The following is a 17,721-nucleotide window of genomic DNA, read 5'->3' on the forward strand; positions in this document are numbered from 1 at the left end:
ACCGGCCGCAACCACGCATCCACCACAAACAACGCCGCCCCCGGCACCGGACCACCAATCGGCACCACACCCGAACCCGCCACCAACACACCGGTCGTGGCGAACACCGTGGTCTCAGTCGGCCCGTAGCCGTTGAGCATCACCGACCCGGCGCCCACCGATCCACCACATCGACCGGGCACACCTCGCCGCCACCATCAACGTCGCCGACTCCAACCCTGCGGTGCCAACGCCCCCACCGCCGAAGGGGTCTGACTCAACATGCTCACGCGTTCAGCGACCAGCAACTCCCGCAGATCTGGCGCAGAACGCCGCACCTGCTCGGGCACCACCACCAACCGGCCCCCGTGCAACAACGCACCCCAGATCTCCCAGACCGAATAGTCGAACGCCAGCGATGAACACTGAGCCCACACCTGCTGCGGCCCGATCTGCACCCCGACGTCGAACCCATCGAACAACCGGGTCACATTGCGGTGAGTGACCGCCACCCCCTTGGGAACACCCGTGGTGCCCGAGGTGTAAATGACATACGCAATGTCATCAGCCACCGGCCCGACACCCACCGCCGACACCGGCTGATCAGCCACCACCGGATCATCAACATCGACCACCACCGCACAACCGGCCACCCGATCCGCCAACCCCCCACACGTCACCACCACCGACACCGCCGCATCAGCCAACACAAACTCCAACCGCGCATCAGGCACCACCGGATCCACCGGCACATACCCCGCCCCGGTCTTGAGCACCGCCAAAATCGCCACCACCGCCTGCGCACAACGCGGCAACAACAACCCCACCCGATCACCAGGCCCCACCCCATAACCCACCAACACATGCGCCAACCGATTCGAAGCCTCATCAACCTCCCGGTACGACCACGACCGCCCCCCACACCGCAACGCCACCACACCCGGCGACACCGACACCCACCGCGCAAACAACCCCGGAATCGACACCCCCCCAACCACCGACGACCCCAACACCGACCGATGACCCCACACATCCAACTGCGCACACTCACCAACAACCAACGCATCAATCGACGACAACAACCGCCCCGGATCAGCCGTCATCGCCACCAACACCCGCTCCAAACGATCAACGAGCATCTCAATGCTGGCCGTATCGAACACATCAGTACGAAACTCCACCAACCCAGCAATCCCCGCCGGCTCACCAGCGCCATCCCAGCGCTCCTGAAGGGAGAAGAACAAGTCCATCCGTGCCGAGTGGGTGTCGGCACTCAGCGGCGAAACCTCAACATCACCCAGCACCGACGCCGCAGCAGCGGAGTCCTGTGCGAAGTTCTGCCACCCCAACATCACCTGCACCAACGGATGATGCGTCAACGACCGCGGCGGATTGAGATGATCCACCACCACCTCAAACGGCACATCCTGATGCTCAAACGCCGCCAGACTGCGCTGACGAACCCGCCCCAACAACCCCGACACACTCGGATCACCCGACAGATCAACCCGCAACACCAACGTATTGACGAAAAACCCGATCAACTCCTCCAACACCGGATCCGGACGCCCCGCCACCGCCACACCCACCGCAACATCACTGCCCCCACCAAGCTTGGACAACAACACCGCCAACCCGGCCTGCACCACCATGAAACTGGTCGCATCATGGGCACGAGCCACCCGCGCAATCTGGCGCTGCAACCCCGCCGCCACGCCACCGCCACACTGGCACCCCGATAATCAGCCACCGCCGGATACGGCCGATCCGTGGGCAACGCCAACCGCTCCGGCAACCCCGCCAACGCCTCACGCCAATACCGCAACTGCGCAGCGATCACACTGTCAGGATCAGACTCCTCCCCCAACCACTCCCGCTGCCACAACGCATAATCGGCGTACTGCACCCCCAATGCCGGCAACCCCGCATCCGCTCCAGCGCACCGCGCCGTATACGCCGCCCCCAAATCCCGCAACAACGGCGCAATCGACGACCCGTCCCCAGCGATGTGATGCAACACCGCCGCCAACACAAACTCACCACCACCGACATCAAACAACTGCACCCGCAACGGCAGCTGCGTCGCCAAATCAAACCGATACCCCACCACCGCAGCCACCGCCTGCCCCAACCGCTGCTGCGACCACCCCACCGCATCAACCACCCCCCACCCGAAATCAACCTCACCGGCCGCCACCACCTGCTGCCGCGGCACCCCATCGACCACCGGGAACACCGTCCGCAAACTCTCATGACGGCCCACCACATCACCCAACGCCAACCCCAACGCCACCACATCCAACCCACCCGACAGCCGCAACGCGATCGGAATGTTGTAGGTGGCGATGTCGCTTTCGGCCTGGTTCAGAAACCACAACCGCTGCTGGGCATACGACAACGGCACCACCTGCGGGCGCACCCCCGCCACCAACACCGGCCGACCCCCCGACCCCACCCCAATACGCGGCGCCAACAACGCCACTGTCGGCGCCTCGAAGAGCACCCGCACCGCCAACTGGGTATCGAAAGCCACCCCGACTGCTGCGGCCACCCGCATCGCCGACAACGAATCCCCACCCAGGTCGAAGAAGGAGTCATCGACCCCGACCCGCTCGACCCCCAACACCTGGGCATAAATCCCGGCCAAGATCTCCTCGGTCGGTGTGCCCGGCGCCCGGTACTGCCCACCGTGATACTGCGGCACCGGCAACGCATCCCGATCCAACTTGCCATTGACCGTCAACGGCAGATGCTGCACGACCACGATCGCCGCCGGCACCATATAGCCCGGCAACCGCTGCCCCAACAACGCCCGCACCCCAGCCGAATCCACCACCCCGCCACCCGATTCGGTCACATACCCCACCAAGCGACGATCCCCAGGACGATCCTCACGCACCACCACCGCAACCTGACCAACACCGTCCACGGCGGCCAACGCAGCCTCGACCTCCCCCAACTCGATGCGATACCCCCGCACCTTCACCTGCTCATCAGCACGACCCACATACTCCAACTGCCCCTGCTGATTCCACCGCACCAAATCCCCGGTCCGATACATCCGCTGCCCCACACCACCAAACGGACACGCCACAAACCGCGACGCCGTCAACGACGAACGCCCCACATACCCCACCGCCACACCCGAACCCGCCACATACAACTCACCCACCACACCAACAGGCACCGGCCGCAACCACGCATCCACCACAAACAACGCCGCCCCCGGCACCGGACCACCAATCGGCACCACACCCGAACCCGCCACCAACACACCGGTCGTGGCGAACACCGTGGTCTCAGTCGGCCCGTAGCCGTTGAGCATCACCCGACCCGGCGCCCACCGATCCACCACATCGACCGGGCACACCTCGCCGGCCACCATCAACGTCGCCGACTCCAACCCCTGCGGTGCCAACGCCCCCACCGCCGACGGGGTCTGACTCAACATGCTCACGCGTTCAGCGACCAGCAACTCCCGCAGATCTGGCGCAGAACGCCGCACCTGCTCGGGCACCACCACCAACCGGCCCCCGTGCAACAACGCACCCCAGATCTCCCAGACCGAATAGTCGAACGCCAGCGATGAACACTGAGCCCACACCTGCTGCGGCCCGATCTGCACCCCGACGTCGAACCCATCGAACAACCGGGTCACATTGCGGTGGGTGACCGCCACCCCCTTGGGAACACCCGTGGTGCCCGAGGTGTAAATGACATACGCAATGTCATCAGCCACCGGCCCGACACCCACCGCCGACACCGGCTGATCAGCCACCACCGGATCATCAACATCGACCACCACCGCACAACCGGCCACCCGATCCGCCAACCCCCCACACGTCACCACCACCGACACCGCCGCATCAGCCAACACAAACTCCAACCGCGCATCAGGCACCACCGGATCCACCGGCACATACCCCGCCCCGGTCTTCAACACCGCCAAAATCGCCACCACCGCCTGCGCACAACGCGGCAACAACAACCCCACCCGGTCACCAGGCCCCACCCCATAACCCACCAACACATGCGCCAACCGATTCGAGGCCTCATCAACCTCCCGGTACGACCACGACCGCCCCCCACACCGCAACGCCACCACACCCGGCGACACCGACACCCACCGCGCAAACAACCCCGGAATCGACACCCCCCCAACCACCGACGACCCCAACACCGACCGATGACCCCACACATCCAACTGGGCGTACTCGTCCTCATCCAGCAGATCCATTGCCGCCAAGCGCTGTCCCGCAATAATGCTCATGACTACTCCCCAAGATCAGCGCTCATGGACGCCAACAGTCGCTGGTATCTCCGAGCGAGCCTTTCAATGCGTGTGGTGTCGAATTGTGTTGTGTCGTATTCGATGCGTATATCGAGTTGTGGCCCGGGTGCGACGGCGATGGTCAGTGGGTAGTGGTTGTATTCGCGGCCGCTGAATCCGGTGACCCGCAGTTCACCGGCGGCAGCGGTGAGGGCGTCGGGGTCCAGGGGGTAGTTCTCGTAGACGAACAGGGTGTCGAATAGTTGGTCGTGGCCGGCGGCCCGGTGGATGTCGGCCAGGGCCAGGTGCTGATGATCAAGGGTGTCGTTGTGTGTGGATTGCAGTTGGTCGAGGAGGTCGGCGACGGTGGTGTCGGCATCGACGGTGGCTCGCACCGGCACGGTGTTGATCATCAAACCGACGATTTGCTCGGCGCCGGGTAGATCGGTCGGCCGCCCGGAGACGACGGTGCCGAAGGCGACGTCACGTTGGCCGGTGAGCCCCATGAGGATCTGCGCCCACGCGGCCTGCAACACGGTGCTGACCGTGGTGTGACGGCAGCGCGCCAGGGTGGTGATGGCCTGCGTGGTCTCGGCTGAGACCTGCATGGTCTCGACTGCCCGGGGCCCCAGCGCTGTCCTGCCCGCGGAACCGACCAGAGTGGGGGCCTCAAACCCGTTGAGCACTTTGCGCCATACCGCTTGTGCTGCATCGTGATCCTGTTCGGCCAGCCAGGCCACGAACCGCCGGTAGGAAACCGGCGGCGGCAACGACTGCCCGAAATAGACGGCGAAGATCTCCTGCAACACAATCGGCATCGACCAGCCATCCATCAGAATGTGGTGGCCGGTGATGATGAACCGGTACCGGTCATCGCACGCCTGCGCCAGCACAGCCCGAAACACCGGAGGACCACTGAGATCACAGACCGCGGCACGCTCAGCGACACAAAGCCGCTCAACCTGCTTGTCCACCCCGGCATCAGTATCGGCATCGAGACTGACGTGCTGCCACATGATTTCAGGGTCAGCAGCAATGACCTGGACAGGATGATCGAACTGGTCGCAGAACCGGGCAGCAAGATTGGGATGGCGGGCTATCACCGTGTGCACGGCATCGCTCAACCGCCGGGAATCGACATCACCAGCCAACGCGATATCCAACTGCACCGAATACAGGTCTTCAAGATGCCCATCGGATCCCTCGGCGACGGTGGTGTGAAACAGCAACCCCTGCTGCAGCGGCGTCAGCGGCAAGATATCGGCGACCCGGTAACGCCGGTCGAGATCGTCGATCTGAGACTGACTCAACCGGGCCGGGGCGACATCAGACGGGTCAGCCCGCCACCACCGGCACGAACGTGGTCACACATACCGGCCAGCGCCTCAAACCACAGCTGCGCCAACCGGCCGACCGCAACCCCATCGAGCACCGAGGGCGCCCAAGCCCAGTTCGCCTGCAACTGTTGACCCGAACCGGTATCGACGGTGCCGGCATTGAGCTCCAACGTATGCGCCAATCGCATCGGGATCAGCCCGGCCGCAACAGCCACCGCAGCACTATCGGGACTGACACCCCACAACTGGTCAAACGACCCGCCACCGCCAAGACGCCCCAGATAGTTGAACCCGATCACCGGATCACAACCGGCCAGATCGACATCCGGGTTCACATAGCGGGCCAGACCATAGGTCAACCCGTCAGGCAGCGCACGCAACTGCTCCTTGAGATCCTTGACCGCCGACCCCAACACCGAATCGCCGGCGATCACCCGCGCCCACGGCACCGCACCCACCGACAACGCCACCGGAAACTTGGTGGTGAACCAGCCCACCGTGCGAGACAGATCCACATCCGAGAAGATCTCCTCATGGCGGCCATGGCCCTCGACATCAATACCGACCGGGCCACTGTGATCAGCCAGAAACTCATTGCACGCCAACCCAAAAGCGATCAACAAAATGTCCTGCACCCCGGCATGGAAAGCCGCCGGCACCACAGAAAGCACCTGCCGAGTCGTCTCGACGTCCAACGACACCGACAGCCGCCCAGCAGTCTTATACGTATCGCACTGCGGATCGGCCGCCGCCAACGCCGGCGGCACCGCAACGACCCCCCGCCACGCCTCGACCTGCCCAACCACCGCAGCAGTACGCGCGTAATCAGCCAACAACCCCGACCACCGGGCAAACGATGTCCCCGACGCCGGCAACGCCACCGGCTGCCCCCCATGATGCTGCGCCCACGCAATATTGAGATCCTCGAGCAGAATCCGCCAGGACACCCCATCAACAACCAGGTGATGAACAACCACCACCAACTGCCGCTTAGCAGTCACCCACAGCGCCGAGATCATCATCCCGGCCGCCGGATCCAACCGGGACCGCGCCGCGGCCACCACCTCATCAGAGCATTCAGTGACCGAACTCAAGCAGTCCCGGGCATCGACAACACCAGCAGCCGGCACCCACAACGACCAACCACCCGCACCATCGGCGGCGGCCTCCTCAACGACCCGCGCCCGCAACATCGCGTGATGATCCAGCAGGGCCTGCAACACCACCACCGCATCGGCCTCACCCACCCCGGGCGGGGCCGTCATCACCAGAGTCTGGTTGAACCACTGCACCGGACCGCCGACACCACGCAACCACTCCATGATCGGAGTCGGCGCCACCGACCCCAACCCTCATCGGCCACCCCACCCACACCACCACCGACGGTGGCCACCCGAGCCAACCGCGCCACACTCTGCTCCACGAACACATCACGCGGCCGACACAGCACCCCAGCAGCCCGAGCCCGAGCCACCACCTGCATCGACAAAATGCTGTCCCCACCCAAATCGAAGAAGGAGTCATCGACCCCGACCCGCTCGACCCCCAACACCTGGGCATAAATCCCGGCCAAGATCTCCACCGCCGTGACCGGCGCCCGATACCGCCCACCGTGATACTGCGGCACCGGCAACGCATCACGATCCAACTTGCCGTTGACCGTCAACGGCAGATGCTGCACGACCACGATCGCCGCCGGCACCATATAGCCCGGCAACCGCTGCCCCAACAACGCCCGCACCCCAGCCGAATCCACCACCCGCCACCCGATTCGGTCACATACCCCACCAAGCGACGATCCCCAGGACGATCCTCACGCACCACCACCGCAACCTGACCAACACCGTCCACGGCGGCCAACGCAGCCTCGACCTCCCCCCAACTCGATGCGATACCCCCGCACCTTCACCTGCTCATCAGCACGACCCACATACTCCAACTGCCCCTGCTGATTCCACCGCACCAAATCCCCGGTCCGATACATCCGCTGCCCCACACCACCAAACGGACACGCCACAAACCGCGACGCCGTCAACGACGAACGCCCCACATACCCCACCGCCACACCCGAACCCGCCACATACAACTCACCCACCACACCAACAGGCACCGGCCGCAACCACGCATCCACCACAAACAACGCCGCCCCCGGCACCGGAGCACCAATCGGCACCACACCGCCACACCCCGGCGTCAACGGCGCACTGATCGCCCCCAAAATCGTGGTCTCCGTCGGCCCATACGCATTGAGCATCACCCGACCCGGCGCCCACCGATCCACCAACTCAGCCGGACACGCCTCAGCACCAACCAACAACGCCATCGACTCCAACCCCACCGGCGACAACGCCCCCACCGCCGACGGAGTCTGAAACAACACATCCACACCCTCAGCCACCAACAACGCATGCAACTCCGAAGGAGAGGCCGCCACCTGCTCAGGCACCACCACCAACCGGCCCCCACACAACAACGCACCCCACATCTGCCACACCGAGGCATCAAAGGCCAACGAATACCCCAACGCCCACACCCCCGGACACGGCAACCCCACATCCAACGACGCAATCAACTGCGTCAAACTCCGATGAGTGACCGCCACCCCCTTGGGAACACCCGTGGTGCCCGAGGTGTAAATGACATACGCAATGTCATCAGCCACCGGCCCGACACCCACCGCCGACACCGGCTGATCAGCCACCACCGGATCATCAACATCGACCACCACCGCACAACCGGCCACCCGATCCGCCAACCCCCCACACGTCACCACCACCGACACCGCCGCATCAGCCAACACAAACTCCAACCGCGCATCAGGCACCACCGGATCCACCGGCACATACCCCGCCCCGGTCTTCAACACCGCCAAAATCGCCACCACCGCCTGCGCACAACGCGGCAACAACAACCCCACCCGATCACCAGGCCCCACCCCATAACCCACCAACACATGCGCCAACCGATTCGAGGCCTCATCAACCTCCCGGTACGACCACGACCGCCCCCCACACCGCAACGCCACCACACCCGGCGACACCGACACCCACCGCGCAAACAACCCCGGAATCGACACCCCCCCAACCACCGACGACCCCAACACCGACCGATGACCCCACACATCCAACTGGGCGTACTCGTCCTCATCCAGCAGATCCATTGCCGCCAAGCGCTGTCCCGGATCAGCCGTGATGGCGTCGAGTTGTTTCCGGAATCGCCCGGTGAGGGCGATGATGCGTGTGGTGTCGAATTGTGTTGTGTCGTATTCGATGCGTATATCGAGTTGTGGCCCGGGTGCGACGGCGATGGTCAGTGGGTAGTGGTTGTATTCGCGGCCGCTGAATCCGGTGACCCGCAGTTCACCGGCGGCAGCGGTGAGGGCGTCGGGGTCCAGGGGGTAGTTCTCGTAGACGAACAGGGTGTCGAATAGTTGGTCGTGGCCGGCGGCCCGGTGGATGTCGGCCAGGGCCAGGTGCTGATGATCAAGGGTGTCGTTGTGTGTGGATTGCAGTTGGTCGAGGAGGTCGGCGACGGTGGTGTCGGCATCGACGGTGGCTCGCACCGGCACGGTGTTGATCATCAAACCGACGATTTGCTCGGCGCCGGGTAGATCGGTCGGCCGCCCGGAGACGACGGTGCCGAAGGCGACGTCACGTTGGCCGGTGAGCCCCATGAGGATCTGCGCCCACGCGGCCTGCAACACGGTGCTGACCGTGGTGTGACGGCAGCGCGCCAGGGTGGTGATGGCCTGCGTGGTCTCGGCTGAGACCTGCATGGTCTCGACTGCCCGGGGCCCCAGCGCTGTCCTGCCCGCGGAACCGACCAGAGTGGGGGCCTCAAACCCGTTGAGCACTTTGCGCCATACCGCTTGTGCTGCATCGTGATCCTGTTCGGCCAGCCAGGCCACGAACCGCCGGTAGGAAACCGGCGGCGGCAACGACTGCCCGAAATAGACGGCGAAGATCTCCTGCAACACAATCGGCATCGACCAGCCATCCATCAGAATGTGGTGGCCGGTGATGATGAACCGGTACCGGTCATCGCACGCCTGCGCCAGCACAGCCCGAAACACCGGAGGACCACTGAGATCACAGACCGCGGCACGCTCAGCGACACAAAGCCGCTCAACCTGCTTGTCCACCCCGGCATCAGTATCGGCATCGAGACTGACGTGCTGCCACATGATTTCAGGGTCAGCAGCAATGACCTGGACAGGATGATCGAACTGGTCGCAGAACCGGGCAGCAAGATTGGGATGGCGGGCTATCACCGTGTGCACGGCATCGCTCAACCGCCGGGAATCGACATCACCAGCCAACGCGATATCCAACTGCACCGAATACAGGTCTTCAAGATGCCCATCGGATCCCTCGGCGACGGTGGTGTGAAACAGCAACCCCTGCTGCAGCGGCGTCAGCGGCAAGATATCGGCGACCCGGTAACGCCGGTCGAGATCGTCGATCTGAGACTGACTCAACCGGGCCGGGGCGACATCAGACGGGGTCAGCCCGCCACCACCGGCACGAACGTGGTCACACATACCGGCCAGCGCCTCAAACCACAGCTGCGCCAACCGGCCGACCGCAACCCCATCGAGCACCGAGGGCGCCCAAGCCCAGTTCGCCTGCAACTGTTGACCCGAACCGGTATCGACGGTGCCGGCATTGAGCTCCAACGTATGCGCCAATCGCATCGGGATCAGCCCGGCCGCAACAGCCACCGCAGCACTATCGGGACTGACACCCCACAACTGGTCAAACGACCCGCCACCGCCAAGACGCCCCAGATAGTTGAACCCGATCACCGGATCACAACCGGCCAGATCGACATCCGGGTTCACATAGCGGGCCAGACCATAGGTCAACCCGTCAGGCAGCGCACGCAACTGCTCCTTGAGATCCTTGACCGCCGACCCCAACACCGAATCGCCGGCGATCACCCGCGCCCACGGCACCGCACCCACCGACAACGCCACCGGAAACTTGGTGGTGAACCAGCCCACCGTGCGAGACAGATCCACATCCGAGAAGATCTCCTCATGGCGGCCATGGCCCTCGACATCAATACCGACCGGGCCACTGTGATCAGCCAGAAACTCATTGCACGCCAACCCAAAAGCGATCAACAAAATGTCCTGCACCCCGGCATGGAAAGCCGCCGGCACCACAGAAAGCACCTGCCGAGTCGTCTCGACGTCCAACGACACCGACAGCCGCCCAGCAGTCTTATACGTATCGCACTGCGGATCGGCCGCCGCCAACGCCGGCGGCACCGCAACGACCCCCCGCCACGCCTCGACCTGCCCAACCACCGCAGCAGTACGCGCGTAATCAGCCAACAACCCCGACCACCGGGCAAACGATGTCCCCGACGCCGGCAACGCCACCGGCTGCCCCCCATGATGCTGCGCCCACGCAATATTGAGATCCTCGAGCAGAATCCGCCAGGACACCCCATCAACAACCAGGTGATGAACAACCACCACCAACTGCCGCTTAGCAGTCACCCACAGCGCCGAGATCATCATCCCGGCCGCCGGATCAACCGGGACCGCGCCGCGGCCACCACCTCATCAGAGCATTCAGTGACCGAACTCAAGCAGTCCCGGGCATCGACAACACCAGCAGCCGGCACCCACAACGACCAACCACCCGCACCATCGGCGGCGGCCTCCTCAACGACCCGCGCCCGCAACATCGCGTGATGATCCAGCAGGGCCTGCAACACCACCACCGCATCGGCCTCACCCACCCCGGGCGGGGCCGTCATCACCAGAGTCTGGTTGAACCACTGCACCGGACCGCCGACACCACGCAACCACTCCATGATCGGAGTCGGCGCCACCGACCCCAACCCCTCATCGGCCACCCCACCCACACCACCACCGACGGTGGCCACCCGAGCCAACCGCGCCACACTCTGCTCCACGAACACATCACGCGGCCGACACAGCACCCCAGCAGCCCGAGCCCGAGCCACCACCTGCATCGACAAAATGCTGTCCCCACCCAAATCGAAGAAGGAGTCATCGACCCCGACCCGCTCGACCCCCAACACCTGGGCATAAATCCCGGCCAAGATCTCCTCGACCGCCGTGACCGGCGCCCGATACCGCCCACCGTGATACTGCGGCACCGGCAACGCATCACGATCCAACTTGCCGTTGACCGTCAACGGCAGATGCTGCACGACCACGATCGCCGCCGGCACCATATAGCCCGGCAACCGCTGCCCCAACAACGCCCGCACCCCAGCCGAATCCACCACCCCGCCACCCGATTCGGTCACATACCCCACCAAGCGACGATCCCCAGGACGATCCTCACGCACCACCACCGCAACCTGACCAACACCGTCCACGGCGGCCAACGCAGCCTCGACCTCCCCCAACTCGATGCGATACCCCCGCACCTTCACCTGCTCATCAGCACGACCCACATACTCCAACTGCCCCTGCTGATTCCACCGCACCAAATCCCCGGTCCGATACATCCGCTGCCCCACACCACCAAACGGACACGCCACAAACCGCGACGCCGTCAACGACGAACGCCCCACATACCCCACCGCCACACCCGAACCCGCCACATACAACTCACCCACCACACCAACAGGCACCGGCCGCAACCACGCATCCACCACAAACAACGCCGCCCCGGCACCGGGCACCAATCGGCACCACACCGCCACACCCCGGCGTCAACGGCGCACTGATCGCCCCCAAAATCGTGGTCTCCGTCGGCCCATACGCATTGAGCATCACCCGACCCGGCGCCCACCGATCCACCAACTCAGCCGGACACGCCTCAGCACCAACCAACAACGCCATCGACTCCAACCCCACCGGCGACAACGCCCCCACCGCCGACGGAGTCTGAAACAACACATCCACACCCTCAGCCACCAACAACGCATGCAACTCCGAAGGAGAGGCCGCCACCTGCTCAGGCACCACCACCAACCGGCCCCCGTGCAGCAACGCACCCCAGATCTCAGCCACCGACCAGTCAAATGCCAACGAATGACACAACGCCCACACCCCCGGACGCGCCAACCCCGCATCCAGCGCATCCAGCAACCGGGTCACATTGCGGTGGGTGACCGCCACCCCCTTGGGAACACCCGTGGTGCCCGAGGTGTAAATGACATACGCAATGTCATCAGCCACCGGCCCGACACCCACCGCCGACACCGGCTGATCAGCCACCACCGGATCATCAACATCGACCACCACCGCACAACCGGCCACCCGATCCGCCAACCCCCCACACGTCACCACCACCGACACCGCCGCATCAGCCAACACAAACTCCAACCGCGCATCAGGCACCACCGGATCCACCGGCACATACCCCGCCCCGGTCTTCAACACCGCCAAAATCGCCACCACCGCCTGCGCACAACGCGGCAACAACAACCCCACCCGATCACCAGGCCCCACCCCATAACCCACCAACACATGCGCCAACCGATTCGAGGCCTCATCAACCTCCCGGTACGACCACGACCGCCCCCCCACACCGCAACGCCACCACACCCGGCGACACCGACACCCACCGCGCAAACAACCCCGGAATCGACACCCCCCCAACCACCGACGACCCCAACACCGACCGATGACCCCACACATCCAACTGCGCACACTCACCAACAACCAACGCATCAATCGACGACAACGACCGCCCCGGATCAGCCGTCATCGCCACCAACACCCGCTCCAACCGATCAACCAACAACTCGATGCTGGCCGTATCGAACACATCAGTACGAAACTCCACCAACCCAGCAATCCCCGCCGGCTCACCAGCGCCATCCCAGCGCTCCTGCAAAGAAAACGACAGATCCATCCGCGCCGACTGGGTATCGGCACTCAACGGCGAAACCTCAACATCACCCAACACCACCGAGGAAGCCACCGAATCCTGCCCAAAGTTCTGCCACCCCAACATCACCTGCACCAACGGATGATGCGTCAACGACCGCGGCGGATTGAGATGATCCACCACCGCCTCAAACGGCACATCCTGATGCTCAAACGCCGCCAGACTGCGCGCACGAACCCGCCCCAACAACCCCGACACACTCGGATCACCCGACAGATCAACCCGCAACACCAACGTATTGACGAAAAACCCGATCAACTCCTCCAACACCGGATCCGGACGCCCCGCCACCGCCACACCCACCGCAACATCACTGCCCCACCAAGCGGACAACAACACCGCCAACCCGGCCTGCACCACCATGAAACTGGTCGCATCATGGGCACGAGCCACCCGCGCAATCTGGCGCTGCAACCCCGCCGGCCACGCCACCGCCACACTGGCACCCCGATAATCAGCCACCGCCGGATACGGCCGATCCGTGGGCAACGCCAACCGCTCCGGCAGTCCTGCCAACGCCTCACGCCAATACCGCAACTGCGCAGCGATCACACTGTCGGGATCAGACTCCTCCCCCAACCACTCCCGCTGCCACAACGCATAATCGGCGTACTGCACCCCCAACCCCGGCAATCCCGCATCAGATCCGGCGCACCGCGCCGTATACGCCGCCCCCAAATCCCGCAACAACGGCGCAATCGACGACCCGTCCCCGGCGATGTGATGCAACACCGCCGCCAACACAAACTCACCACCACCGACATCAAACAACTGCACCCGCAACGGCAGCTGCGTCGCCAAATCAAACCGATACCCCACCACCGCAGCCACCGCCTGCCCCAACCGCTGCTGCGACCACCCCACCGCATCAACCACCCCCCACCCGAAATCAACATCGGCTGCTGCCACCACCTGCTGCCGCGGCACCCCATCGACCACCGGGAACACCGTCCGCAAACTCTCATGACGGCCCACCACATCACCCAACGCCAACCCCAACGCCACCACATCCAACCCACCCGACAGCCCCAACACCACCGGCATGTTGTAAGTAGCAACCTCCCCCTCAAGCTGACTCAAAAACCACAACCGCTGCTGGGCATACGACAACGGCACCACCTGCGGGCGCACCCCCGCCACCAACACCGGCCGACCCCCCGACCCCACCCCAATACGCGGCGCAAGTTGTGCCACGGTGGGCGCCTCAAAGAGCACCCGCACCGCCAACTGGGTATCGAAAGCCACCCCGACTGCCGCGGCCACCCGCATCGCCGACAACGAATCCCCACCCAGGTCGAAGAAGGAGTCATCGACCCCGACCCGCTCGACCCCCAACACCTGGGCATAAATCCCGGCCAAGATCTCCTCGACCGCCGTGACCGGCGCCCGATACCGCCCACCGTGATACTGCGGCACCGGCAACGCATCACGATCCAACTTGCCGTTGACCGTCAACGGCAGATGCTGCACGACCACGATCGCCGCCGGCACCATATAGCCCGGCAACCGCTGCCCCAACAACGCCCGCACCCCAGCCGAATCCACCACCCCGCCACCCGATTCGGTCACATACCCCACCAAGCGACGATCCCCAGGACGATCCTCACGCACCACCACCGCAACCTGACCAACACCGTCCACGGCGGCCAACGCAGCCTCGACCTCCCCCAACTCGATGCGATACCCCCGCACCTTCACCTGCTCATCAGCACGACCCACATACTCCAACTGCCCCTGCTGATTCCACCGCACCAAATCCCCGGTCCGATACATCCGCTGCCCCACACCACCAAACGGACACGCCACAAACCGCGACGCCGTCAACGACGAACGCCCCACATACCACCGCCACACCCGACCCGCCACATACAACTCACCCACCACACCAACAGGCACCGGCCGCAACCACGCATCCACCACAAACAACGCCGCCCCCGGCACCGGAGCACCAATCGGCACCACCCCGCCACACCCCGGCGTCAACGGCGCACTCAACGCGCTGTAGATAGTGGCCTCCGTCGGCCCATACACATTGCGCATCACCCGACCCGGCGCCCACCGATCCACCAACTCAGCCGGACACGCCTCAGCACCCACCACCAACGCCACCGACTCCAACCCCACCGGCGACAACGCCCCCACCGCCGACGGCGACTGGTTAAAACCGCTGACCTGCTCGGCCACCAACAACGCATGCAACTCCGAAGGAGAGGCCGCCACCTGCTCAGGCACCACCACCAACCGGCCCCCGTGCAGCAACGCACCCCAGATCTCAGCCACCGACCAGTCAAATGCCAACGAATGACACAACGCCCACACCCCCGGACGCGCCAACCCCGCATCCAGCGCATCCAGCAACCGGGTCACATTGCGGTGGGTGACCGCCACCCCCTTGGGAACACCCGTGGTGCCCGAGGTGTAAATGACATACGCAATGTCATCAGCCACCGGCCCGACACCCACCGCCGACACCGGCTGATCAGCCACCACCGGATCATCAACATCGACCACCACCGCACAACCGGCCACCCGATCCGCCAACCCCCCACACGTCACCACCACCGACACCGCCGCATCAGCCAACACAAACTCCAACCGCGCATCAGGCACCACCGGATCCACCGGCACATACCCCGCCCCGGTCTTCAACACCGCCAAAATCGCCACCACCGCCTGCGCACAACGCGGCAACAACAACCCCACCCGATCACCAGGCCCCACCCCATAACCCACCAACACATGCGCCAACCGATTCGAGGCCTCATCAACCTCCCGGTACGACCACGACCGCCCCCCACACCGCAACGCCACCACACCCGGCGACACCGACACCCACCGCGCAAACAACCCCGGAATCGACACCCCCCCAACCACCGACGACCCCAACACCGACCGATGACCCCACACATCCAACTGCGCACACTCACCAACAACCAACGCATCAATCGACGACAACAACCGCCCCGGATCAGCCGTCATCGCCACCAACACCCGCTCCAAACGCCCCACCAGGTCCGCTGCCTCAAAGTCCGCGAAGGGTCGTCCGGTTCCTGCTGTGCTGATGGACAATTCGTCGCCGGCACCGAGGAAGAAGAAGCCGAAGTGCCCCACGGGGCCGAAGTTGGTGGAGTTCGTCGTGTAGGGAGTTCCGGCCAAATCCACCTCGGTCGTAGCTGGAATGAAGTTGATGACCACCCGACTACTGGCCTGCCCGAGTCCGGGGAGACCTCCGGCACCGGCTTCGAGCGCATGCGCGGGGAACCGCTGATGGTGCAGTAGTTCACGTATCCGGGTGCTCACGTGTTGGCAGAAGTCTGCGACAGTGCTCGTCGGCGAGGTCTTGAGGACCAGCGGAAGGATCCCGGCGAACATTCCCGGAACCGTCTTGGCTACCTGGCTCACCCGCCTGCTGACCGGAAAGTCCAGCGTGACCTCAGAATTGTTGCCTGACAATCCTCGAACGAGCAGGGCGCACGCTGCGGTAGTGATCGCATAACGGCGGATCTGCAGCTTCTCGCTCAATTCGTCGATCTTTTTGACAACAGCAGGGTCGAGGCGGACCAGATCGGGCGGACGGTGCGGGTCGCGATTCGTCAAAGGTGCGACACCCGAGTCGAATCCGCTCTCGGCAGGAAGGTTCGCCTCCCAGTAGGCACGGTCTTCTCGGTAGTCGGCGGACGCCTGATACTCGGCTTCGCAGTCGACCAGATCCTGCAAAGTGCCGAAGGACACCGCCGGGATGGGCTCGCCTGATGCGAGTGCCGAATAGATCGCCGCGATCCGATAGCTCACCACCGCCAGGCTCAACCCGTCAACGACGATGTGGTGGCAGACTTCAAGGAAATAGGATTGATCGGGCCCTGTTTGGAACAACACGAAGCGCCACAGCGGGCCGGCAAGCGACATGGGCGTGCGCTGTATCGAAGACGCTAATTCGCGTACCTCTCGCGCAGGGTCGTCGGAGCCGGTCAAATCATAGGAAGCGATTTCGATATCCGAATAGTCGGACGCCTTTTGATAAACCTTGCCCCCGGCCTCGACGAAGACCGCCCTGGCCGGTTCCGCTTCGCTGAGCGCCTGACGGACCGCATCCTGAAGCAGGTCGCGCTTGACCGGACCGTCAAACCTGCCCAGCAGACCGAGCTGCCACTCCGCGCCGACGATGCCGGTCGCCTGCGATAGCCAGATGTCCAACTGCCCGCGCGTCAATGCGAAAAGCCGGCCGTCGGGTTGCATCAGCTGACCCGATCAC

General features: G+C 64.3%; 3 protein-coding genes and 3 pseudogenes. All 6 read right to left on the reverse strand.

The genetic code is table 11. The features are described from left to right. Window positions 1–2 precede the first annotated feature (2 nt). A pseudogene (locus tag G6N19_RS21130) lies at window positions 3–2,461 on the reverse strand (non-ribosomal peptide synthetase); the annotation flags it as partial. Next, a pseudogene (locus G6N19_RS21745) lies at window positions 2,447–10,540 on the reverse strand (amino acid adenylation domain-containing protein); the annotation flags it as partial. The pseudogenes G6N19_RS21745 and G6N19_RS21130, both read right to left, overlap by 15 nt. Beyond that, window positions 10,520–11,113, reverse strand: a pseudogene (locus G6N19_RS21750) (condensation domain-containing protein); the annotation flags it as partial. The pseudogenes G6N19_RS21750 and G6N19_RS21745, both read right to left, overlap by 21 nt. After that, the gene (locus G6N19_RS21755) at window positions 11,110–12,255 is read right to left on the reverse strand and encodes an AMP-binding enzyme (protein ID WP_408632463.1); all 1,146 of its coding nucleotides are present in this window, start codon (window positions 12,253–12,255) and stop codon (window positions 11,110–11,112) included. The pseudogene G6N19_RS21750 and the gene G6N19_RS21755, both read right to left, overlap by 4 nt. Continuing rightward, a complete protein-coding gene (locus G6N19_RS21760; RefSeq protein WP_408632464.1) occupies window positions 12,182–13,123 on the reverse strand; it encodes an AMP-binding protein in 942 nt (313 codons plus the stop codon). The genes G6N19_RS21755 and G6N19_RS21760 overlap by 74 nt, the downstream gene beginning before the upstream one ends. After that, the gene (locus tag G6N19_RS21765) at window positions 13,071–17,705 is read right to left on the reverse strand and encodes a non-ribosomal peptide synthetase (RefSeq protein ID WP_193465937.1); all 4,635 of its coding nucleotides are present in this window, start codon (window positions 17,703–17,705) and stop codon (window positions 13,071–13,073) included. Before G6N19_RS21765 ends, G6N19_RS21760 begins: the two co-directional genes overlap by 53 nt. Window positions 17,706–17,721: the final 16 nt, after the last annotated feature.

The organism is Mycobacterium novum, assembly GCF_010726505.1.
GTDB classification, from domain to species: Bacteria; Actinomycetota; Actinomycetes; order Mycobacteriales; family Mycobacteriaceae; genus Mycobacterium; species Mycobacterium algericum.

Bases quoted from the DNA above. Each gene is read 5' to 3' on its own strand.
- G6N19_RS21765 (WP_193465937.1), bottom strand. From the start codon at position 17,705: ATGCAACCCGACGGCCGGCTTTTCGCATTGACGCGCGGGCAGTTGGAC.